Below are 22413 nucleotides of genomic sequence, written 5' to 3'. Positions count from 1 at the left end.
ATTTGTTATTTGGGTGTTTTTTTGAACCCAAATAACGTTAAAATGTTAACTAATACTACCTTTGCAGAATTTAATTAAACATACATTTAAACTGAGTACACCAAACAATATCTTAATTATGGCATTTATAGTTAAAATATTTAAAGTACCTATATACAAAATTCTTCATGTTTTCCATCTACCTAAAAAGTACGCGTATACTTGTATTTGTTTGTTTTTTCTTCCGTTTGTTTTCAGTTAACAGTTTATACGGACAAGAAAGTGGTGCAACAAAGCCGGTTACAAATCACTTTAAGTTCAAAACAGTTATCATTGATGCCGGCCATGGGGGTAAAGATCCCGGCGCACACGGCGCCACTTCAAAAGAAAAAGATATAGCGCTTAGTATTGCCAAAAAACTGCGCGATTTGGTAAATAACGAAATGCCCGGTGTTAAAACCATCATGACCCGTAGTACAGATACCTTTATTGAATTGCACCGGCGCACCGAAATAGCCAACAGTAACCACGGCAACCTGTTTATTTCTATCCATTGTAATTCATCACCACAAAAAAGAGCCAAAGAGCACGGCACCCTGGTGTTGGTTTACGGTTTTCACCGCAGCCAGGAACAGCGGGAGGCATTGCGGGAGAACGCTTCTATTTTTATTGAAGATGATTATAAGAATAAATATAACGGTTATGGCGATGATAATGTAGTTAATACCATTGTGTTGAATGCTTTTCAGCAAAAGTACCGCAAACAAAGCATTCATTTTGGTGATATGATTATTCACCAGGTAAAGAAAGCAGATGGGCACCATACCTTTGGGGTAAAGGAGCAAGGCGTGCTGGTACTGGCCCAAAGCGGTATGCCTGCAGTGTTAGTTGAAACTGGATTTATCAATAACCCAACTGATGAAGAATACCTGAACTCAAAAGACGGCCAGTTCACCATCGCTACTTCGATTTTAAAAGCGCTTAAGGAGTACAGGGATAGCCTGGAGGGAAGATAACTTTGATGATAAAATCAAATTAAACGCCCGTTATAACCTTATATTATCGCGAAAAATATTTATTTAATAATAGCTGTATTGGCAAAATATAGGCAAATAAAAGCCGTTTCAAATGCTCAATAAACTATTATTACAATATGAAAAAAGTACTGCTTTTAATCCCTGCATTTTTACTGGCTTTTCAAATTTCAAAAGCCCAAACCGAAAAAGGCTCGCAAACATTAGGTGTCAACGTGTCTTTTCATTCTCAAAAATCGAGTAACGTTATCAATGATCCAAATTCTGGATCATCTTATAATTTAAACTCCAAATCGTCGTCGTTTGGTATCGGGCCAAGCTACAGTTATTTTATTGCCAACAAGTTAGATATTGGCGTTAACTTAGGTTATGATCATATGAGTAATACGAACAGCCAGGGATCCTCGCCTTACCGTAGCCGTCAATATGATTATAGCGCACAGTTATTTTTAAGAAAATACTTCATGTATACCGATAAGATAGGTTTGCGCGCCGGTCCATATGTGGGTTATGGTAAATATAATACCAAAAACACTTATTCAGATCCTAATCAGGCAAGTGATACTTACAAAAGCGATAATTATTCTGCTGGTGCAAACCTTGCCCTCGTTTATTACCCTTCAAGAAATATTGGGATTTCGGCTTCGTTAGCTAACATAGCTTATCAGCATTCAAAAGGGAATGACGAATCCCCAAACAATTATAGCACTAATACTTTTGACGCCAGCTTTATTAGCAGTAATGTAGGCCTTTCATTATTTTATGTATTTGGCGCTAAGTAAATTATTGCCGTTTTTCCATTCTGTTAATGTATTTAGTGCGCCGAAAATATTGTTTACCCCACTAAATTAGTCGTAATTTGTCATCCTAATTTAATAATTAAGTGTTTAAACATTTAATTGCTAAATATTCCAATTCTTTGTATACTTTTGGATCATAAAAAAAACAAAATCTCAAGTAAAATGAAAAAAGTCTTTATCCTGTTAGCGTCGGCATTTTTGTATACTGCCGCTTCGGCACAAACAACCTGGACGGTTGACAAAGCACACTCAAATGTTAAGTTTACAGTTACCCACTTACTGGTAAATGATGTTGACGGTACTTTTAAAACTTACGATGCTACTATTGTTGCTGCAAAGCCAGATTTTAGCGATGCTAAAGTTTCGTTTACTGTACAAACGGCATCTGTAAGCACAGATAACGATTATCGTGATAATCACTTAAAATCTGCCGATTTTTTTGATGTTGCAAATAAACCAACAATTGCTTTTACAAGCACAGGTATAACAAAAACTTCTGATAAACATTATGCCGTTACCGGTAACCTTACTTTGGCAGGTGTTACCAAACCAGCTACATTTGATTTATGGTACCGTGGTACCATTCAAAACCCAATGAGCAAAGCCGATGATGCTGGTTTCCAGTTAACAGGCACAATAAAACGTGCTGATTTTGGCTTTGGTAGTAAATTTGGTTCGGCTATGTTAAGCGATGAAGTTACCATTAAAGCTAACGGCGAATTTGCTAAAGCTAAATAATTATAATATTGCTTAAAACGCTAAACGGCGTACCTGGTAAACCGGGTACGCCGTTTGCTTTTTAGTTAGTTTTTGTTGCGCTGGTATTGTACTTTAAGTTGCTGTTTTTGAAGGTAGTAGATAATGATTGTGCAAATGCCAATTGCAACCACAAGTGCGGCACCCGCTATAACGTGTATAAGTGGCACCTTGTAATTGGGGTTTATTAATGATTCGGTAACGTTGGGGATAATAAGGGCGATGAGTGGTAAACAAATAAATAACCGTAGTAGTCCGAGTTTTTTCATAATGATCAATAAATTATGTAAGCCTTTGCTACAGGTGGCCAATTAAATAGGAGGCCAGGAGATAAAGGGTTTTAGTGATGGTTTGTAGTGTCAAATATGACAAATTGGTGATTCATAAAAAATACCCATAATGCGGTATTTTAACCGGATTGCTTTCCGGCAAAGCACTACATGTTTTAAGAAAAGGTGTGTTTTGGGGGCAAAAGAGGCTTAGTCGGCCAGGAGTTGTTTTAAGGTATCAAACCAGAGCTGGTTTTTTGTGCCGAAAAACCTAAGATCTACAATAAGGTAAACTACTGCAGTATCATCACCTTGTTTGTAGCGCAACCTTAAGGGTTGGCAAAAAAGGCCTTTATTTCTTACTAATGATCTTTTGTAAACATCATCAAATCCAAGATATACTTGTTCAAGCTTGTTTAGGGGGATATTTAAGTAGTTATAGCCATCAATAACCAGGCTTGTTGGGGTCAATATAATTTCACCCTCACGATGGTGGGGGGGCGGAGTTAGCGAAAAAAGGGCTCCGGCTTCATCGATCAACGTAAGTGCCGCGATTTCGTAATCGTAGCTCCACAAGACCTTGCCAATTTGTAAAATTTGCATTGATGTAATGTATAAATAATAATTGATAACTGCAAGTATTACATTTTCGTTAAAATTTGGCGCTGTATAAATTCCTATATTTGAGGTGCGAAAATGTTTTTCGCGTGATAAAAAGTATGGCTACAGAAGTTAAGTGCCCAAGTTGCGGTTTTGGTTTTCCGATAGAGGAGGTGATGGCCGAGGAGTATAAAAAAGAGCTCCGGGTTAAAATGCAAGATTATACCCGCCAAAAGGAGGAGGAATACCGTAAAAAGGACGAGGAGTTTTTGAGTAAAGAGCGCCAGCAAAAAGCCGAGTTTGAACAGCGCCTGAATGCCGAGAAAAAACAGCTGCAACTGGTGTTGGAGGAAAATTTGCGCAAATCCATAAGCCAGGATTATGAAAACCAGGTACTGATGCTTAAAAATTCGGCACAGGAGAGCGAAGAGAAATTAAAGCTATCGCGCCAGAAAGAACTTGAATTTTTACAGCGCGAAAAAAAGCTGCAGCAAAAAGAAGAGGAAATGGAGCTTTCATTGCAACGTAAATTGCAGGAGCAACGTAATGAACTGGGCGAGCAGATTAGGCGACAGGAAGCTGAGCGGCATAGCATTAAAGATATTGAATACCAGTTGAAAGTAAAAGAACTGGAAAAACAGCTTGACGACCAAAAGAAGCTTGCCGAAGAAATGAAGCGCAAAGCCGAGCAAGGATCGATGCAATTGCAAGGCGAAGTGCAGGAACTGATACTGGAAGAATTACTGCGCAACTATTTTCCGTTTGATATAATAAGCGAAGTTGGTAAAGGGGTTCGCGGCGCCGATTGCGTTCAAACCGTTCGTAACCAGTTTGGGCAGGAGTGTGGTAAAATTATTTACGAAAGTAAACGCACAGCCACTTTTGGCGCCGACTGGATTGACAAACTCAAAAAAGACATGCGCAGCGTTGGTGTGGACGTAGCCGTTATTGTTACTCAATGCTATCCTAAAGGCATGGATTGTTTTGGCGAAAAAGATGGCGTTTGGATTTGTAGTTTTGATGAGGTAAAGGCCGTATCCTATATCCTGCGCGATGGTGTTATCAAATTATCAAATCTCATTAAATCGCAGGATAATAAAGGCGATAAAATGCACCTGTTGTATGATTACTTAACCAGCAGCGAGTTTTCTGAACAATGGAAAGCCATTCGGGAAGGTTATATGAGTATGCGTCTTTCTATCCAAAAAGAACGCGACGCGATGGAAAAAATGTGGAAATCGCGCGAGAAGCAGCTGGATAAAGTATTGTTAAACGCCGCGCATATTAAAGGCAGCATTGAAGGTATTGCAGGGGCAGACAGCATTCAGCTAAGCCTTACCGACGATGAGGATACTTTGTTATTGGAGTAGTGCTGGATTTGATGATTTTATAGGATTAGCAGGGTCTTTCAGTATGAGCGGTTACAGACAGGCTCAGAATGTCCGGTAAGCGTTGGTCTATAAATTGTCCAACTTAGGCATTAAATTTATCTGCTCGTTTTCTGATTTTCGGATGATACCTAAGATGATGTTATCAAGTTCATGCACGGATACTGAAATAAAATTGAGCAACTGGTCGTAATCCGTTGCATGGGTATTTTCATCAAGTAGTAAGTCAACCAGGCCAATGAGCCTGGCAACCGGGGTTCGTACCGTGTGGGCCTGGGTCCAGGCTATTTCTTTAAGTTTAATATTTTGTTTTTCGATAGCGTTAACGTGGTTTTTTGTTTGGGTAACATCGCGCTCAATCGAGATCCAATGGGTTGTTCTGCCAGTTGAATCCTTAACAGGTGATACCGATTTACTGCTCCAGAATCGTTCGCCATTCTTTTTATAATTAATTACCTCAATCTCAAATGCTACTTGCTGATCAAAGGTGGTCATTAAATTGTTTTGAGCGACGCCGGCAACGTTGTTACCCCATAAAACATCGGTTACCATTCCAATTGTTTCCTGCTGGGTATAGCCGGTAATATTGGTAAATGCCTGGTTTACATATACTAATTTTCTTTGCTGATTTTCATTGGCTTCGGCCTCAAAAATCAAAACCGCGTCGGTGGCATATTTTAATACCGATTCGGTAAGGCGCAGCCATTGTTCTTCTTCTTTTTGGCGGGTAACATCCTGCATAGCGCCAATAACACGTACGGGTTTACCGCTTTCATCTCTTATTATCAAAGCCCTGTCAAGTATATGTTTGTACTTGCCATCGGCACATAAAAACCGGTAGTCGAGCTGCAGGTGGTTGCTTTTGCTTGTAAAAGCCTGGGCAAGGCCGCCGGTAACTTTTTCGGCATCATCAGGGTGAAGTTTGGTGTTCCACCAGTTGGTTACATTGGCAATTTCGCTTAATTTGTACCCAAAAACCTGGTTCATGCCATAATTGTACTGAATGATATCGCTAATGATATCCCAATCCCAGATGGTATCACTTGTGGCCTGCGCAACGGTTTCGTACCGGTTGTTACTTTGTTGCAGGCCATTAAAAAGCGCGGGTAAAAGTTTGGCTATAGCCGCGCTCAAAACAATCAAGTTTACTGATGCCGCTATCCATGCGCCGAGGGAATATTGGAGCGTTATGCCGTTTGATAAAAGTTTTAACTGAATGCAAGCCGCTACCGAAATGCAAATAAATATGTTCATGTAAACAGTACAAAACGGGTGCTTGCCATGAAATATAAGCAAACAAACAAATGTTATAGCCAATAAATAAAGCAAGCCTGGCCCATACCAACCCAGGTAGTAGAGCAAAAATATGGCAAGCGTGTACAGAAACGCAATAAAAAGAGATTTACGGGCCGGGATACTTATACCAGGTAATAATGCCACGACCCCGATAGCAACTACAATAAATGAAACGAAAATGGCAAGTACATAAAAATGATTTGAAATACAGATATACCCTCCGGAAATCAGGGCAATGATAGCAAGTGGCAAAAAGTATGTCATTATTGCTGCAAATAACTTGTTACTCCAATAACGCAAACCATGCAGTTGTTCGGTGTTACCTAAACAATTGCGATTAATTATGGCTTTGTAATTCTGCCAGATATTATGCATAGGTAACGTTTAAATAGGGTATTTTTAGTGATATAAGCGTTATTATGGTTTACAAGATATTAAATTAACGCAAAATCTCAGTAAATAAATGTGGCAACCGTTGATTTTTGTAATATTTACATTTTATTATTGCAATAAATGGTAATTTTTCATGTTTTTTAGATCATTTATAATTGATCTTTTGTTTTTTATACCTAAAAATCMCCAATTTAATGAAAAATATACTTAAGCGGTACCTGTTTTTGTTGATGACAGTTGTTTGGTTAAGTCCCGCGATAGCGCAGAATGCTGATCAACTGCCAAAATTGTTGATAAGGCTTGACGATATAGGCATGAACCATTCTGTAAATATGGCCGCCGAAAAGATGGCTAAAACCGGCTTGCCATTTTCCGTTTCGTTACAGTTTGCCTGCCCATGGTACCAGGAAGCCGTTGAGATTTTGAAAAAGTATCCGAACGTAAGCGTAGGGGTACACTTAACCTTAACATCTGAGTGGAAAAACTACCGCTGGGGGCCGGTTACCGGGCGAACTGCAGTGCCAAGTTTAGTTGATGAAGTGGGCTATTTCCCGCATTCCACGTCATCGTTCGCCAAAAGCGGATATAAAATGGAGGAAGTGGAAACCGAGCTATCGGCACAAATTGAACGTGCATTGGCCTCGGGGCTTAGAATTACCTATATCGACCCACATATGGGGATAGCGTTATCGACACCCGCGCTACGGGCACTAACCGAAAAACTGGCGCATAAATATAAATTAGCCATATCAACCCTAAGTAGCGTTACCTATTTTGGAGAAACCTATATGGAAATGTGGGGCGAGCCGATAGCCACCAAGAAAAAGGTTTTTCGGAATTATGTAAGCACCAAACTTAGCCCCAACAAGCCAAACCTGGTGGTTATCCATACAGCCACTGCCAGTCCCGAGATGGACGCGCTGGTGGATATGAATAGCAGCATGATGAACGGTAAAGACGGAAAACCCCTAACCAGCCTTCACCGCCAAACAGAACTAAACATGTTGCTTTCACCGGAATTCAGGGCGATGGAGGGAAAAAAATTTAAAATGATTAATTACGCTCAATTATTAGCAGGTAAAGATATAAGCATACTTAAGGCTGTTGATAATAAATAGGCTTATTTACTTTTTGATAAGGCAATTACGGCTATGCCGCCAATAATTAATGCGCCACCTAAATACGGGGGCCAGTTAACGGTTTTTTGCTTATCAACAGAAACCTGGAGGGGTCCGGCGTCAATCACCTTTTCCTTTTTGGTATAAGTAAAGCTCGTCCAGATGAGCATGATGGCACCAATAACTATAAGGGCTATACCGATGGTTTTGTTCATGATGGTGATTTTGATGGGTTGCTGTAGTAAGAATAACTATCGGTGTAAATTGTTTGCATGCATATAAAATATAAGCTTTAGTTTTTGTTGACAGCAAACTTTTTATAGCTTAGGTGCTTTATTAAGTCACTATTATTTGCCTTTAGCAAAATTTTAAGCGATAAAAAGTACACAGGAATGCAAGATGATTTGATACTTGAAACCATATCTGTTACCAAAAACTTTTTTGGCGATAAATCAACCGGGGTAAACAATATAACCATATTTGTGCCCAAGGGTAAGATAACCGCGATAGTTGGCGAAAGCGGCAGTGGTAAAACCACGCTCCTTAACTTATTGTTTGGCACCCTGCAGCCAGATCATGGCGAGGTTTTTTTTAAGGAAGAAAGGGTATTAAGCCGCGAACATGGTATACAGCATGCCCACAAGGTAATGCGGATGGTTACCCAAAATGGTGTTGATATGAACCCCAAGTCGTCTGTTTGGGAAACTGTGCGCGATGGAATGCCTCCCGAAGACCGTAGCCATGAAATAAAGTTGGTTACCGAAGCTCTTAATATGCTTAATATTTACCCGCTGAGGGATTACCCTTTTGGCAAACTAAGTGGTGGCGAAAAGCAGCGTGTTACTATAGCCAAAGCTCTTATAAGTCGGCCTCAGGTATTGCTGCTTGACGAGCCGTTTAACCAGGTTGACGCCTATTACCGGGAAGCCCTGCAGCACGATATCAGGCAGATTGTGAGGGAGTGGAAGACAACAGTGGTGCTGGTATCTCATGATCCGGCCGAAATATTATCAATGGCAGATGAGCTTATTGTAATAAAGGAAGGCGAAATTGTTGAACACGGCCCGCCTGATAAATTATACCACTCGCCTAAATTGCTGTATACTTCGCAAATACTGGCCAGTAGCAGTATGCTTACATCAACCCAAGCCAAAGTTTGCGGCATTAAAAGTAAGCGAAGTATTGTTGTTGTATATGCCGAGCATGTGAAAATTGCAACCATTGGCAAAAAATGGCTCATAAAAATGATCCTGTTCAAAGGCTTTTTTGAAGAATTGATCATCGATAACAACGATGTTACCCTCAGAGTAATGAACTACAACAGGGGGAAATATAAAGTAGGCGGCAAAGTGAGCATTAAAATAACCAGGTACTTTGAGTTTGGGAAATGGGAAAATTAGAAGCCTCACCCTGCCCTCTCCAAAGGAGAGGGTTCTTAAAAGTCAAACTATTAATTATTTTGCAAATCAAAAGTCCTCTCCTTTGGAGAGGATTTAGGTGAGGCCCTGTACTTGCTCAAATTAATTAGCAGCACGCTTGCTAATATAACCACCAGGCCGGTTACCTGTATTAGGGTAACGCCTTCGTGGGCAAAAAGCACACCTAATATCACAGCGATAACCGGGTTAACGTAAGCGTAAGTGCCAACTTGTGTTGCAGGGCGTACCTGCAATAGCCAAACATAAGCACTAAATGCACCTATAGATCCAAAAATTATTAGATACAACAATGCATACCAGCTATGTGCCGGGATAGCGCTCCAGTTAAGCGACTGAACTTCGTGGTGAAGAAAAGTTGATGGTATAAATACAATGCCTGCAATAATCATTTGCCATGCCGTGTTTACCGCTGCGGAACCTTGGGTATTGTAATGTTTTGAATAAAGCGAGCCCGACGCCCAGCCCAATGTGCCTATAATTAATAAAAGCATTCCCGGCAGCTTTGATGGGCCAGACGCTGGCCCCATCATACTTTCTATCTGCTCGCTAAACAATAATATTACCCCTGCAAAGCCGATTATAAGGCCAATAATAGTGCTTTTGTTTTTAAAATTGGTGCGCCAGTTTGGTTTATCCAGCAATACAAACCAAATGGGGGGCGATGATACCATAATGGCAACCATAGCACTCGGCAGGGTTTGCTCAACCCATATTACAACGCCGTTACCAATTACCAGCAACAAAAATCCGCTCACCGCCGCATGAATCATATTGCGCTTTACAAAAATCCGCTCGCCTTTAATGGCACTCCAAATAAGCAACAAAGCGCCCGCCGTAAAAAAGCGGAGTACGCCCAGTAAAAACGGGGGGAAGCCATCCACCGCCATCTTTATAAAAAAATAGGTAGAACCCCAAACCAGGTAAACTGTAGCAAAAGCTACAATAACCAATAGGGGCGAAGCAGATTTTTGTGAAGAAGAGGCCATGATATATTTATTTTTCGGGTATAACTAATTGTTGTTGCTCTTTCACGGTTTCGAGCACTATGGTGGTACGCGTGTTCAAAATATGTGGGATTTTGCTAAAGTGCGTACGCATAAGGTGCATCAACGATGCCGAATCATAAGTGCGTACCTTAATAAGGTAACAATCATCGCCGGCTATATGGTGTACCTCCTGTACTTCGGGTATTTTGGCAAGCTCCTGCGTGGTTTTATCAGAGCCTGGTCCGTCGGCCGCTTTCATAAAAATAAAAGCCAGTAACTTTTGCTGTAAGGCAACGGGGTTTATTTTGGTTACATATTGCTGGATAACATTTTTTTGTTCCAGCTTTTTCACCCGTTCCAATATACCCGATGGTGCCATTCCAAGCTCGCGTGCCAGGTCGGCGTTTGATATGCGGGCGTTATCCTGCATCAATCGTAATATCTGCAGGTCTGTTTTGTCCAAAACGATGTCTGTTTCGTTAATCATACGGTAATATTACTAATTGTCAGAATTAAATTCGATAATTAATTGTAAAAATGAATTTAATTCGACAAAAGTGCGGTTTTGGAGGTGTGATAGATAGGGGTTAATAAACGGGGATATTTTATAAAACGCAGCCCAATATTATGGTAATGCTCGTTTTATAGAGGTAATTGCAAACCTAAGCTCTTAATTCTGGGTTCTTGATTCTTGGCTCTTCTCGCTGGGGCAAAAAAGCAAACCCCTATCAAACGTATGACAGAGGTCGCTTACAAGGTTAAGGTAAAAAAATGAAGGTTTAGGCTTTTTGTTAGTTATTTTAGGCGGAAAGACTTAACAATCTGTCGGATTCTGTTTCATCAAAAACAGTACGCAGATATTTAAGACCACCTTTAGTTATTGCTGTAAGCAACCTGAATTTATTGCCTTGTTCATCAAGAACATAAGCCATTCCGTTATCATTTATCCAATCGAAGAGTACATCCCTGGTAGTGATGCCGCGGTTTTGAGTATGATCATCAATCCACATTAACGAGTTGATAGCCAGATAGGGGTTATCATGCACATCGTTGGTTCTGTGAACACCGATTATTTGTAGGGGCATCGTTAGTTAATTTCAGGGGTTAACGATGTTAAATCTCCGAAATTTAACAATGGCTGTCAATCCGTGAAAACACTGTATTTGACCCCGTTAAAATACGGGGTCGAAAAGTTGTATCAGGCCTTTGTAATATGAAAATAAATGTTATAGTAGTTAAATTTTAATAACCTTATTGCGCTTATCATCAGGCTGTTTGTGGTTGTCGGGCTTTGGTATATTTTTAACTATAGTAATGAGGGCGCTTGCGATAAGCCCGGTAGCCTTTAAGCCAAAATGTACAAAAGGCTTCATTATTTCCCATGTACTATGTACGGGTTTTACTTCTGTGTTGCCTTTGCCTATCTGTTTTACGTTAGATGTTGCCATGGTTTTATATTTTATAGATATGACATAACAGGTATAAAAACCTTGCCAGAAATCAGGACGCCCAATCCATATCGCATAATACAACAAACCAGTTTCCTTTTTTCTTCTCCAGGAAAATATCATAGCCCTGGGCTACAACCAACCCGCCGCGTTTTTCAATGTAGGCAAAGGCTTTAGTTCTATCCTGATTGAAAAATACTGCCGACATCCTGAACATTCCCGCGTTGAAGAAAACCGCTGGCAATTTTTTTCGCTGGTTATACAGTGTATATTCGTAATTATGAGTGAAAACCAAATTTTTCAATTGTAATAGGCCAGGTTTTTCATCTATGATCACTTCAGGGGCCCAACTATCTACCAGCATATTTTTAACCATATTCTTATCATCCCGATGGCGGCTTTTTGCTTGTTTTTTTAGATAATCTTCCGGTATCCTTATCAAGGTATCTGCAATAAAAACATACAGCCTGGCGGTATCTAACTGTTTTTTTAGCTGTTCGATGTTATCCGTTTCGGATGCGGGAAATTTGTATTTAATTAAGTGTGCTTTTAAAACACTGTCTGAAGGCATAATGTAATTAAAGGCAAGCGTGGTAATCTCGGCTTCGTCTGATGGGACATATAATTTATTAACCAAATGCGGTTTGGGATGCCTGCACGAATCAAAAATCAGTAGTACCAAAATCAATTGCAGTAACTTGTTCATATCGATATGGCTAAGCTGTAACCTTTTTCTTCAACTCAATAACAGTAACTTCGGGCCAGATACCAAGCCTGCCGCTAAAGGCCAGAAAACCAAAGCCCCGGTTTACGTATAAATAACGTTGGTTTTGGTTGGCCAGGCCGGCCCAGTCGAGGTATGTGTATTTAACCGGGCTCCATTTAAAGCCAGGTATCTCCACACCAAATTGCGCACCATGCGTATGGCCGGATAGGGTGAGATGGATATTGGCAGGGTTATACCGCACATGATCTTCCCAGTGGGTAGGGTCGTGCGATAGCAACACCTTAAATGCATCTTTGGGTACACCGCTAAGCGCTTTATTTAAATCGCCCATTTGTATAAAACCACGGCCCCAGTTTTGCACTCCGATGAGCGAGAGCTGCTGGCCATCTTTTTTAATGGTGACATTCTCGTTAAGCAGCAAACGGTAACCTAGCGTTTTATGGTGCTGTTTCAAGGTTTCCAGGTTGGCAGCTTTAGCTTCGGGGCTTTTCCATTCAATATAATCGCCATAGTCATGATTACCCAAAGTAGAAAACTGGCCGTAAGGCGCTTTTATCGATCCAAACCTATCTAAATAAGGCTCAATTTCTGTGGCGGCATTATTTACCAGGTCGCCGGTAAAAACAAACAGATCGCTTTTTTGCGCTTTGGCCATATCTATTCCCTTTTGCATGGCCGCTATATTATCAAAACTACCCGAATGGATATCGGATAGTTGGGTTATGGTAAAGCCATCAAAGGCGGCAGGCAAATCATCAAAATAAAGGGTGACTTTATGTAAGCGATAATCATATTTCCCCTTCAGCATAGCATAAAAAAAAGAGGTAAAGGGTATTGCAGCTACCAGCACGGCTACTTCACTAATGAATTTTCGGCGGGCCGGAAATACTGGTTTATCGTTAGATTGTTTGGTTAGTTTAAATAAGCCTGTCAGTAACCTTCCTATATCGCCCAAAAACAAAACAAGTATAAAAAACAGTTTAGTAATTAAAAAAGTAAGGAACAGGCTCAATATCCATTCATGGAAAGGCCGCATACCGCCAACGGTTTTAAAAGCAGGCAGGCCGATTACGAGTAAAACTGTAACGCCTACCGAAATCAGCAGGTATCCCCATAAAACTATTTTTTGCAAAAGCCGGGAGTGCCAGCCGGCAATTAATGTTTTTAACCCGGAGAATACGTACCAGTCAAACAACAAACTAATTGCAGATATAACCAGGAAAACTTTCAGAAGACCGTTGCCGTGCATAAATAGAAGAAAAAGGAACCTATGAGACGAAGTGTAGGTGATCAAAATTGATGAACCCTAATTTACATAAATTAATGCAATTTCACAAATTCAATGCTTGCAGTAAACAACATCGACCCCGCTTTTATTTGTGGGTAATCAGTACAAATTTACGCGCTTCCTTTTATATTTCAAACTACCCTTTTTTCATGCACAAATAGTTAAAAATAGGGTAATAAATGCACACTTTTTAGCACTAAATGCACTGTTTATTGATACAAAAACTACAAATATTTACACAAAAATAGGCTGAAGTTTTTTTGCGTAAAAATTCAAAAAAGACAGCCCAAAAAATTGGGTATCTTAAGTTTTAAAGGCGCCAGGTTCGCCACCACTCCGTCGTTGTTGTTGAGGGGAAATTAAACCAGGCGGCCAAAACAATTTAAAGTGGTTAGCCATACTACCTGTCCAAAAAACATAAAAAAATTATTTGATAAAATATTAGCGCTTTTCAATCGTCATCATACTAAAGGGCGACCGGCTACATGCTATTTGTTAAACCATGTTAAAGCTTTTGAGGAGCAACAATAGATAGGGTTTTTAAGGCGTTTTATAAAAGTTAATCAAATGATTAATTTTTGACTTTAAACAAACACAGCATTAGCAACAAAGAATTATTTTTGAAATATCAATTAAAACAAACAACTACCATGGCAATATTAACAATCCAAATCCCCGACACCGAAGTAACCACGCTATCAACCATTGTTGAGCGCATTGCAGGCAGCATTTTAAAAGTAAACGCCGACGAAGACGTTTATACCAACGATTGCTTACAGAAAGAAGAAGATCATTTTATAAAAAGTAAACTGGCCACATCGTTCCCGTTTAACCATTTATGGAACGATTAAACCCATAACAATTTGATATCCTGTTAATACGCCATAAGGGAAAGCCCAAAGCCGAATGCTTAAAGCACAAAGCTTTCCCGCAAAAAACAGCGCCGGATTTGAAAAACCCGGCGCTGTTTTTTGTTTTTAATAATAATGTGTAATCGCGGCGCTATGTGCCACAATAGGTTTTGATAGTACATTACTCGGTTAAACCGTAAGTTATTATTGAAATGATTTTGCTGCCAGCCTGTTGTTTAGCATCAGAAATACGCATCCGAATAGTAAAAAAGCCACCATCACAAAAAAAGAATTGATAGCCACTTGCGGATAGCCCAGGTTATCGGCATCTACAAAAGGGTAGGGGTAAAAATGGAAAATTGCCCCGCGAATAAGTACATAAACAAGGTATAATAACGGGGACCACAACCAACCCGCAGCCTGCCGCCACGATAGTTTTGTTTTAGGTGCAAAAAACAACCAGAAGGCGACGAAAGCTATAGGGTTAAATACATGGGTAAGTTCGTTGGTTAGTGCAAACAAGCCCTTTAAATGTACAATACTACGTAATACAGTGTTGAAAATTAGGCCCACTATGGTGATGTAGAGCGCTACAGCCGTGATTACACTACCGCTGCCAAAGATTTTTTTAAATGCCGAAACCTTATTTAAAAGAACAGCAATAAGGCAAAGCCCAACCAGTATGTTACTTAGTATCGTAAAAAAACTAATAATTTGCACTACGGCGCCACCAAATGTTCGGCCCTGTTGTACATAGGCGGCTGTGGAGATGTAAAATTGCAAAATGACAGAAAACCAAACGATCAGCGCTAACGATATAGCTTATATGAATGCCGGTTTACTTAGTTTTTGCATAATCATGGGTTCAGTTTTATCGCTTGTTAACGCTGTCTAACATTACTTGTAACGAATGGTTGTTTTTACGCACACTTTCAATTACACCAACATTTGTTTTTACGAACGAGACTAGGTTATCCGAGGGCTCATCGGCCCTGATCGCCTTGTTGGCTTTCATGTTACGGAACAACGCCTGCGATGTGCGTATAATTCCCCAGGGTAACCCCCACCAGCCCATTAAAGCTGTTAACGAGGTAGCCCTTTGGTTGGCTTGTTGCAGGCATGACGGGCAGGCAATCATGAGCTTTTTTTTGTACTGTGTTAGTATAATAAAGCTTTTAACGCTGCCAATTACAATAGCGTTTAGCGGTTGGGCCGTACTGCTGCAAACCGGGCATGGCTGGCTGCGGATAAGCGAGATATAGCTATCAATGGCTAAACTACCCGGAGTAGCAAGCTGCACATTTACGCCGTTCATAATGCCCTCATCGAGCCCGCGGCTTTTTATTTCGGCTTTTAGTATATCTAACGCTTCGGGCCTTAAGCTTGCGGCTTCGGTTATGGCAAGGCGGGTAAGCTTATCATCGCTTAAGTTTTTGTAAGTGGTTTTTAACTGTTCAATATCGGGTTGCATGGCAATAAATGTAAATAAAAGAAATTAATACGCGGCCTGATATTTAATAAGTTCGGAGGCTGATTGAATACCTGCGGGCAGTGAAATATTGCTGCAAAATATTTTTTATTGTGTTATGTTAACAATAAAGCAACCGTAACAGATTGTTGAACGTAAACATGGATAATATGAGGGGTTACGTTAATATACCAAAAACGATAAACTGCATGTTTTGTAAAACATGCGGTGCGCGCCCGGTTATTGAACTGGCGCCAGAAGGGCTTTACGTGGTTAAATGCCCTAACGATGACGGCCATTATCAAACCCGTATGGGTTTAATAGATATTGACGACTGGAACAGGAATAATACGGTTAATGTTGTTCCCGAAACCGAGTTTAATCACCAATATTTGTTTAAGTAATATTTCTGTGATTTGGTCTTAGTGTTATATAAACACATATCTTTAGGTTTTTAAACCAAAAAACTTAAAATGAGCCCTTTAGTCAATCTTAATACCCGTAAACCGGGTAAGCTTAAATTAATATGTTTAATTGCCGCCCTTGTGTTACCGGGCTTTTGCTTTGCCCAATCGGGTACCGATGCCGTACCGGTGGTTGATCATATTGCCATCTGCGTAAAAGACCTTAAAAAAAGCGTAGCTTTTTATACCGATGTAATGCACCTGCGCAAGGTAGGTAACCCTTTTAAAGATACTGTGCACCAATGGTACAGCCTGGGCAACGGGGTAAAATTACATGCCATCCAGGGCGACTGCGCCGGCGTACACCCAATAGCCGAGCATTTGTGTTTTTCGGTAGGGTCGGTTCATGAGTTTGCCAAAGTTTTAGACAGTTATAATATTAAATACAGCAACTGGAAAGGTGATAGTAAAGAGCCAACCTTAAGGGCCGACGGCGTGCTGCAACTTTATTTCCAGGATCCGGATGGTTATTGGATCGAGATTAACAGCCCGGCACCGAAGAAGTAAGCTGAGGAGGTTTTACGTTTTACGTGATACGTTTTACGTTTTTGGGTTTATAACAACTACGTATAACGTATCACGTAAAACGTACAACGTTATCAGTAGTGTAGGTTTTACGTTTTTTGTTCGGCTGTATAAGAGCTACGTATAACGTAAAACGTCCCACTTACAACGTTATCAGTAGTGTAGCTTGTAAGTTTTACGTGGTACGCGGTTGGGTTAGGATCTACTTTCATAATTATTAAATGGACTATAATGTAAGCGGGAACAACTTAACTTTTGCAAATAAAACAAACGTTGATTTTGAATACCCAATATTGAAGGTACTCGAAGTTTATCATTTTTTGATAGTGGTATTGGATATCCCGGACACGAAGTATTACAATAATAACGTATTTGCATTTAATACAACAGGCGACTTTTTGTGGCACATAGAAGATGTGGAACTTTATGAAAAAGGTCGTTATTGTGCATATATAGACATCATAATTAACAAAGAACACGAAGTTGTACTTTTTAACTGGTGTGATACTGCTGTTGTGATAAATCCGCAGGATGGTGAAGTACTCAGAAGATACCCAACAAAATAGTCCTTTACATTTGGAATCACTTGACTGGCGTAACAGCCAGTCAGGAAAATCGCTTTTAAAATTTGATCCCGAAGAAAGGTAGCTCTCGGGGGAAAAAAAGTTTGAATTACCAGTTAAAGATCATACGTACAACGTAAAACGTCACACGTACAACGTTATCAGTATTCCAGTTCCTGGCAATGTATCCCTGCGCCAATCAATATCCTTTCGATGTAGCGGGGCGAAAGGTTTTCGGCCTCGATGCGTAATATATTATCGCAGTCTTCCAGGTCGAAATTCCATTGGGCGATAGCCGGAATTTTGGTAAGCAAAGTGGTTACTTTGTTTACCTGCCTTTTTTCTTTAACGCTTGTTGAAAATACCAGGATGTTCATATTTTAGTATCAAGTAGTTAGTATCAAGTATAAAGATTTTTTGGAGGATGGTTGTGGTAAGTAGTTTCATTTTTGAAACTACTTACCACTCACCATTCAACCACTCACTATTCTCCTTTTTCTTCTGTCGATGCAAAATCATCCCATGGTCGGCGTCCAAATCCTCCGTGGCCGTGATGGTCCCAGTTGCACATGCGGTCTTTTATTTTGGCTTTGAATTTTTCCTTTTCTTCGGGGCTCATGTTTTTAAAACGTTCTTCCATGCGTTTGCGCATCCAGGGCGAGCCTCCGCGGGCCCATCCCGGCTTACTGCCTTTACCAAAACCAAACAGTATTTTGCATAGTATAAATATGCCCATGGCCTGCCAAAAGGTTATTACACCTACATGTAATATAACCGGTAGTAGATTGTTCCATAACTGCATCACCACAAAACTGATGAGCGCCAGGATGGCGGCCGCTCCTATAGGGAACAGTATAAACCGCGCTTTATAAAATGATCTTTTCATTATCTTTTAATGTTTTAAATTCTTTTTAATATTCTGTTATTTCAAGGTATAACTGTTTAAGCCTTTTGCGCAGGTGCAGCACAGCGTAACGCTTGCGCGATACCAGGGTGTTGATGTTTTGGCCGGTGCGGGTAGCTATCTCCTCAAACGGTACATCATCAAGCTCATGCCAAATAAAAACCTGTTTCTGTTCTTCGGGCAGTTCATCCAGCGCCAAAAATAATTCGTCCCAAAACAGGTTGCGCAGGTATTCAGTTTCGGGTGTACTGGTTTCGGCAAACAGGATCGATTTAAAATTATCGGTATCCTCTTCATCGTCGTCGGTAGCCAGCATATCATCCAGCAGGGTTTCTGTCTTTTTTTTATGCTTATCCGTTATTTTGTTGCGGGCCACACGGTACAGCCACGCGCTTGTTTGCTCAATAGGCTCCGAGTTGATAACCGAACTAAACTGGTACCACACATCCTGCAGAATGTCTTCGGCATCGGCATCGTTGTTTACCCGCCGCCTTATAAAACTCAACAGGCTTTTACCATACGCTTTAATGGTATGTATAATATGACTGTTTTTGTCTTCGGGCATTACGGCTGTTATCAATTTATTATTCCTTTAAAGGTACAGACGATTGATGATTGAAAACATTTTAAATTATTTGAAAAAAGATTTTTAGAGGGAACAAGGACTTTTGGACAAAAGAGCAAGGATTTTGGAGAACGGAGTTTTGGACAAAAGAAAAAAGATAGTTTTTGGCTAAACGAAACCTTTCGTGTTCCCTTCCCGTCGGCAGCGGAGCTTCGGGTGAAAGCGGGCAGAACGATGGTGGGCAGTGCAGTGGCAGGGCGTAGCAAGTTCTGCAAAAGGGTGGGGATAGAGCGGGTGAAGCGGGGCAAATAATTGCAGCCCCGGTTCTGGCCGATTTGTCCCGATTAAAATCGGGATGCGGCAAAGAAGCAATACTGCCGACTTGAATTATTCGCTGTTGTTTGTTTTTTTCTGGCGCTCATTATCTCGCTATGCTCGGTCTTGGTTACTTTGTTTCAAGACAAAGTAACAGCCCTCCCGCGGCAACTGAGCGGGCCAATGCTGATCGATTAACACTAATTTAAATAGTACCTGAAATATTCGAAGTGCAAAGCCCGCGATTGCCTCTTTCTTCGGCACGTACCCAACCCCAATAAATTATTGCTTAAATTACAAAATCTACCTACTTTCAACCCTTAATGAACAAACGCCCATCTGCTTATAAAATATTGCCCAAATTGCTGGTGCCATTGCTGTTTACAATAGCAACTACCGCCACAGCCCAGGAGTTTGGGGGTAATCCGCCATCTATAAAATGGAAGCAGGTAAATACGCCGGCAGCTAAAGTTATTTTTCCGTACGGCATGGATACCGCGGCGTTTAATGTGGCCAATATTGTGCAGCAAATGAACGGGCTGATAAAACCTACGATAGGTAATAGGCAACGGCAAATTAGCATTGTGTTACAAAACCAAACTACGATATCAAACGCGTATGTAGGTTTGGCGCCCTTCAGGAGCGAGTTTTTTTTAACACCCGAGCAAAATAGCTTTGATATAGGCAGCCTGCCCTGGCAACAGCAACTGGCCATACACGAGTTTAGGCATGTGCAGCAATACAACAATTTCAACGTAGGTTTATCCCGTTTTCTGCACATACTTTTTGGCGAAGGCGGGCAGGCCCTGGGTAACGATCTATCGGTACCCAACTGGTTTTTTGAGGGCGACGCCGTATTTAACGAAACCCACGTAAGCCGGCAGGGCAGGGGGCGCCTGCCATACTTTTTTAATGGTTACCGTGCCTTGTGGGCAGCGGGTAAAAATTACAGCTACATGAAGCTGCGCAACGGATCGTACCGCGATTATACGCCCGATCATTACCCGCTGGGCTATATGCTGGTTTCGTACGGCCGGGATAAATATGGTGCCGACATCTGGAAAAATATCACACATGATGCGGCGGGTTTTTATACGGGTTTATATCCATTTCAAAATGCTGTAAAAAAATATACGGGTACCAGCTTTAAAGCATTTGCAAACCAGGGACTGGATTATTTTAAAGGACAGTTTGCGGCAGATATGCAAAATCAGCCTGCGAAGGCGGTATCACCCAGGCACTTTGATGCCGATAGGGAGTACCCGGCTTTTGTAAACGACAGCACGCTCATATACATGAAGAGCAGTTACGATCATGTGCCGGCCTTTGTAGTTAAAACAGGGGATAGCGAGCGTAAAATAAGTACACGTTCTTACTCGCTCGATAATTATTTTGATTACCGCAACGGTAAGGTAGTTTATGCTACCTATCGCCCCGATGTCCGCTGGGGATACCGTGATTACAGCGAACTGATGCTGTTGGATGTAAATACCGGCCGGGAGCAGCGCATTACCGCAAAGGCTAAATATTTTGCGCCTGCTTTTAATGCCGGGGGCAACAATATTGTAGCGGTGCGGGTTGGTCCGTCGGGAAAAAGTGAACTGCATATTTTGAATGCCGAAGGCAATTTGCTGAAGGTTGTGCCCAACCCGGAAAAGCTGTTTTACACGTATCCTAAGTTTTATAAAAGCGACCAACTGCTTTCGGCAGTGCGCAATCCCGAAGGCAAAATGACCTTGGCTCTGATCGATATAGCCACAGGTGATGCCAAATATTTACTGCCTTTTACTTTTAAGCCGATAGGTTTTACAGCGCTAAAAGGCGATACGGCATACTTTTCGACAGTGGTAGAGCGGCAGGACAGGCTGTTTGCCTTAATGATTGGCGCTAATAAACTTTACGAGTTATTGCCAATGGCTAATGATGCTACGATAGGCAGTTATCAGCCGGCCGTCGCCGATCATAAAATGGCCTGGGTTGGTTTTACCGCAACCGGCTACCAGATAACCGAGGCTAACCGCAAAGAACTGAAATGGATTGATGCGGGCGATTTATATGCCAATAGCAATTTGCCCCTAATGGGGATACATGCGCTTGAAAAAGACAGCTCGGCCAATATGCTGGCACGGGTTGATGATAAACAATTGCCGGTTTCCAAATATTCAAAACTGCATGGCCTGTTCAATTTTCATAGCCTGATCCCCAACATCAGCGACCCTAATTATTCGGTGGCTATCGTGGGCGAAAACGTTTTGAATACATTTCAATCGCAGGTGTCTTTCAATTACAATACCAACGAAGGTTACAAAGAGTTCAGTTTTGATGCCATATATGGCGCGCTGTTCCCGTACCTATCTGCCGGTGCCGATTATACTTTAGATAGGCGGGGCTTTGCCAAAGGCCACTACGTGTATTGGAACGAAACCCAGCTACATGGCGGCTTACAGGTGCCACTCAATTTTTCGCAAGGCAAAAACTTTACCGGCCTCACCATTGGCAGCGACCTGTATTTTAACCGAACCAGTTTCCAGCAGCCCTACGCCACGCAGTATGCCGATAGGAGCTATACCTACTTCAATAACTACATATCGTTTAACAATCAAACCCAAAGGGCTCGCAAAAATATTTACCCGGCTTTTGCGCAAAGCATCAGCGTAAATTATAAAGCTACAATTGCCGGCGCAAGTGCCACACAATTGTTGGCTACAGGCTCGTTTTACTTCCCGGGCCTGGTTACCAATCATAGCTTTGTGGTTAGCCTGGCGCACCAGCAAAAGGGTAAGGATGATGTTATTAGCTTTTCTAACGATTTTCCTTTCAGCAAAGGCTACACTGCCCAAAACCTGGAGGATATGAACAAACTGGGCTTAACCTACCATTTCCCGGTAGCCTATCCCGATGGAGGTTTTGGCAATTTGGTTTACCTGCTGCGCCTGCGCGCGGCCTTGTTTTTTGATTACACCCATGCCACCGCCAATAATTTTTACACCGATGGCAGCAGTTTTAAACAAAATTTCCGTTCGGCAGGCGGAACGCTTTTTTTTGATACCAAATTTTTTAACCAAAACAGCATCTCGTTCGGTATCAGGTACAGCCGTTTGCTGGATGAAGACTTTTTTGGTGGAACCGGGAGAAATAGGATAGAGCTGGTATTGCCGGTTACGTTTTTTTAGAGGGGGGAAGATTGAGAATAGTGATATAAGTTAAGACAAAAGCAGGGCCACGTGCGATTCCCTC

The 22413-nt window shown here is 41.3% G+C and carries 26 protein-coding genes; 11 read left to right on the top strand and 15 right to left on the bottom strand.

Annotated elements, in window-relative coordinates; translation table 11 throughout:
* The first annotated feature begins 167 nt into the window (after nt 1–167).
* The 3 genes from AC1DU2_RS24495 (at nt 168) to AC1DU2_RS24485 (ending at nt 2551) form a co-directional block, all read left to right on the top strand.
* Nucleotides 168–995: an N-acetylmuramoyl-L-alanine amidase family protein gene (locus tag AC1DU2_RS24495; RefSeq protein ID WP_477362797.1), complete on the top strand. Its 828-nt coding sequence runs from the start codon at nt 168–170 to the stop codon at nt 993–995.
* Between the two features lie 137 nt (nt 996–1132).
* Nucleotides 1133–1795: an autotransporter outer membrane beta-barrel domain-containing protein gene (locus tag AC1DU2_RS24490; RefSeq protein WP_477362794.1), complete on the top strand. Its 663-nt coding sequence runs from the start codon at nt 1133–1135 to the stop codon at nt 1793–1795.
* 180 nt (nt 1796–1975) lie between these two features.
* A complete protein-coding gene (locus AC1DU2_RS24485) occupies nt 1976–2551 on the top strand; it encodes a YceI family protein (protein WP_477387611.1) in 576 nt (191 codons plus the stop codon).
* A 65-nt stretch (nt 2552–2616) separates the two neighbouring features.
* Here AC1DU2_RS24485 and AC1DU2_RS24480 read toward each other — a convergent pair whose 3' ends face one another.
* Together AC1DU2_RS24480 and AC1DU2_RS24475 are read right to left on the bottom strand one after the other, a co-directional pair.
* Nucleotides 2617–2838, bottom strand: a complete 222-nt coding sequence (locus tag AC1DU2_RS24480) for a hypothetical protein (RefSeq protein ID WP_477362788.1) — start codon at nt 2836–2838, stop codon at nt 2617–2619.
* A gap of 210 nt (nt 2839–3048) precedes the next feature.
* On the bottom strand, nt 3049–3441 hold the full coding sequence (locus tag AC1DU2_RS24475; protein ID WP_477362785.1) for a hypothetical protein: 393 nt from the start codon (nt 3439–3441) through the stop codon (nt 3049–3051).
* A 116-nt stretch (nt 3442–3557) separates the two neighbouring features.
* On the opposite strand from AC1DU2_RS24475, the gene AC1DU2_RS24470 reads away from it, so the two are divergent.
* Complete coding sequence (locus tag AC1DU2_RS24470) at nt 3558–4808, top strand: DUF2130 domain-containing protein (RefSeq protein WP_477387609.1); 1251 nt, start codon at nt 3558–3560, stop codon at nt 4806–4808.
* Nucleotides 4809–4895: 87 nt separating this feature from the next.
* Here the strand turns inward: AC1DU2_RS24470 and AC1DU2_RS24465 are convergent, their stop codons facing one another.
* Nucleotides 4896–6497, bottom strand: a complete 1602-nt coding sequence (locus tag AC1DU2_RS24465; RefSeq protein WP_477387607.1) for a PAS domain-containing protein — start codon at nt 6495–6497, stop codon at nt 4896–4898.
* 212 nt (nt 6498–6709) lie between these two features.
* Here AC1DU2_RS24465 and AC1DU2_RS24460 point away from each other — a divergent pair, with 212 nt between their 5' ends.
* Nucleotides 6710–7633: a ChbG/HpnK family deacetylase gene (locus AC1DU2_RS24460; RefSeq protein WP_477387605.1), complete on the top strand. Its 924-nt coding sequence runs from the start codon at nt 6710–6712 to the stop codon at nt 7631–7633.
* 2 nt (nt 7634–7635) lie between these two features.
* Here AC1DU2_RS24460 and AC1DU2_RS24455 read toward each other — a convergent pair whose 3' ends face one another.
* Nucleotides 7636–7848 (bottom strand): hypothetical protein, encoded by a 213-nt coding sequence (locus AC1DU2_RS24455; RefSeq protein WP_477362773.1) that lies wholly within the window; start codon nt 7846–7848, stop codon nt 7636–7638.
* 177 nt (nt 7849–8025) lie between these two features.
* On the opposite strand from AC1DU2_RS24455, the gene AC1DU2_RS24450 reads away from it, so the two are divergent.
* Nucleotides 8026–9033, top strand: coding sequence for an ABC transporter ATP-binding protein (locus tag AC1DU2_RS24450; protein WP_477387604.1), 1008 nt, complete (start codon nt 8026–8028; stop codon nt 9031–9033).
* Between the two features lie 50 nt (nt 9034–9083).
* Here the strand turns inward: AC1DU2_RS24450 and AC1DU2_RS24445 are convergent, their stop codons facing one another.
* The 6 genes from AC1DU2_RS24445 to AC1DU2_RS24420 all read right to left on the bottom strand — a co-directional run bounded on the left by AC1DU2_RS24445 (nt 9084) and on the right by AC1DU2_RS24420 (nt 13482).
* Nucleotides 9084–10058, bottom strand: coding sequence for an EamA family transporter (locus AC1DU2_RS24445; RefSeq protein ID WP_477387602.1), 975 nt, complete (start codon nt 10056–10058; stop codon nt 9084–9086).
* Nucleotides 10059–10065: 7 nt separating this feature from the next.
* A complete protein-coding gene (locus AC1DU2_RS24440; RefSeq protein ID WP_477362764.1) occupies nt 10066–10545 on the bottom strand; it encodes an Lrp/AsnC family transcriptional regulator in 480 nt (159 codons plus the stop codon).
* A gap of 313 nt (nt 10546–10858) precedes the next feature.
* Nucleotides 10859–11143 (bottom strand): hypothetical protein, encoded by a 285-nt coding sequence (locus tag AC1DU2_RS24435; RefSeq protein WP_477362761.1) that lies wholly within the window; start codon nt 11141–11143, stop codon nt 10859–10861.
* Nucleotides 11144–11293: 150 nt separating this feature from the next.
* The gene (locus tag AC1DU2_RS24430; protein WP_477387600.1) at nt 11294–11506 is read right to left on the bottom strand and encodes a hypothetical protein; all 213 of its coding nucleotides are present in this window, start codon (nt 11504–11506) and stop codon (nt 11294–11296) included.
* 52 nt (nt 11507–11558) lie between these two features.
* Nucleotides 11559–12212, bottom strand: a complete 654-nt coding sequence (locus AC1DU2_RS24425) for a hypothetical protein (RefSeq protein WP_477387598.1) — start codon at nt 12210–12212, stop codon at nt 11559–11561.
* Between the two features lie 10 nt (nt 12213–12222).
* The gene (locus AC1DU2_RS24420) at nt 12223–13482 is read right to left on the bottom strand and encodes a metallophosphoesterase (protein ID WP_477387596.1); all 1260 of its coding nucleotides are present in this window, start codon (nt 13480–13482) and stop codon (nt 12223–12225) included.
* Between the two features lie 689 nt (nt 13483–14171).
* Here AC1DU2_RS24420 and AC1DU2_RS24415 point away from each other — a divergent pair.
* Nucleotides 14172–14372 (top strand): hypothetical protein, encoded by a 201-nt coding sequence (locus AC1DU2_RS24415; protein WP_143065553.1) that lies wholly within the window; start codon nt 14172–14174, stop codon nt 14370–14372.
* A gap of 204 nt (nt 14373–14576) precedes the next feature.
* Here the strand turns inward: AC1DU2_RS24415 and AC1DU2_RS24410 are convergent, their stop codons facing one another.
* Nucleotides 14577–15155 carry a Pr6Pr family membrane protein gene (locus AC1DU2_RS24410; protein WP_477387594.1) on the bottom strand — a complete coding sequence of 193 codons (579 nt, stop codon included), beginning with the start codon at nt 15153–15155 and terminating at the stop codon, nt 14577–14579.
* An 88-nt stretch (nt 15156–15243) separates the two neighbouring features.
* Nucleotides 15244–15843, bottom strand: a complete 600-nt coding sequence (locus AC1DU2_RS24405) for a hypothetical protein (RefSeq protein WP_477387592.1) — start codon at nt 15841–15843, stop codon at nt 15244–15246.
* Between the two features lie 206 nt (nt 15844–16049).
* Between AC1DU2_RS24405 and AC1DU2_RS24400 the strand changes: the two genes are divergently transcribed.
* The 3 genes from AC1DU2_RS24400 (at nt 16050) to AC1DU2_RS24390 (ending at nt 17395) form a co-directional block, all read left to right on the top strand.
* On the top strand, nt 16050–16244 hold the full coding sequence (locus AC1DU2_RS24400) for a hypothetical protein (protein ID WP_477362743.1): 195 nt from the start codon (nt 16050–16052) through the stop codon (nt 16242–16244).
* Nucleotides 16245–16313: 69 nt separating this feature from the next.
* Nucleotides 16314–16811, top strand: coding sequence for a VOC family protein (locus tag AC1DU2_RS24395; RefSeq protein WP_477387590.1), 498 nt, complete (start codon nt 16314–16316; stop codon nt 16809–16811).
* 239 nt (nt 16812–17050) lie between these two features.
* Entirely contained in the window at nt 17051–17395 is a 345-nt protein-coding gene (locus AC1DU2_RS24390; protein WP_477387588.1) for a DUF7957 family protein, read from the top strand.
* Nucleotides 17396–17553: 158 nt separating this feature from the next.
* Here the strand turns inward: AC1DU2_RS24390 and AC1DU2_RS24385 are convergent, their stop codons facing one another.
* From AC1DU2_RS24385 to AC1DU2_RS24375, 3 genes are all read right to left on the bottom strand, one after another.
* Complete coding sequence (locus tag AC1DU2_RS24385) at nt 17554–17769, bottom strand: hypothetical protein (protein WP_477387586.1); 216 nt, start codon at nt 17767–17769, stop codon at nt 17554–17556.
* A 107-nt stretch (nt 17770–17876) separates the two neighbouring features.
* Complete coding sequence (locus AC1DU2_RS24380; RefSeq protein WP_477362735.1) at nt 17877–18278, bottom strand: hypothetical protein; 402 nt, start codon at nt 18276–18278, stop codon at nt 17877–17879.
* Between the two features lie 25 nt (nt 18279–18303).
* Nucleotides 18304–18876: an RNA polymerase sigma factor gene (locus AC1DU2_RS24375; RefSeq protein WP_477362733.1), complete on the bottom strand. Its 573-nt coding sequence runs from the start codon at nt 18874–18876 to the stop codon at nt 18304–18306.
* Nucleotides 18877–19499: 623 nt separating this feature from the next.
* Here AC1DU2_RS24375 and AC1DU2_RS24370 point away from each other — a divergent pair.
* A complete protein-coding gene (locus tag AC1DU2_RS24370; protein WP_477387584.1) occupies nt 19500–22349 on the top strand; it encodes a TolB-like translocation protein in 2850 nt (949 codons plus the stop codon).
* The last annotated feature ends 64 nt before the right edge of the window (nt 22350–22413 follow it).

It is taken from the genome of Mucilaginibacter sp. P4_C11, assembly GCF_056402115.1.
This window is presented reverse-complemented; position numbering and strand designations above follow the sequence as displayed.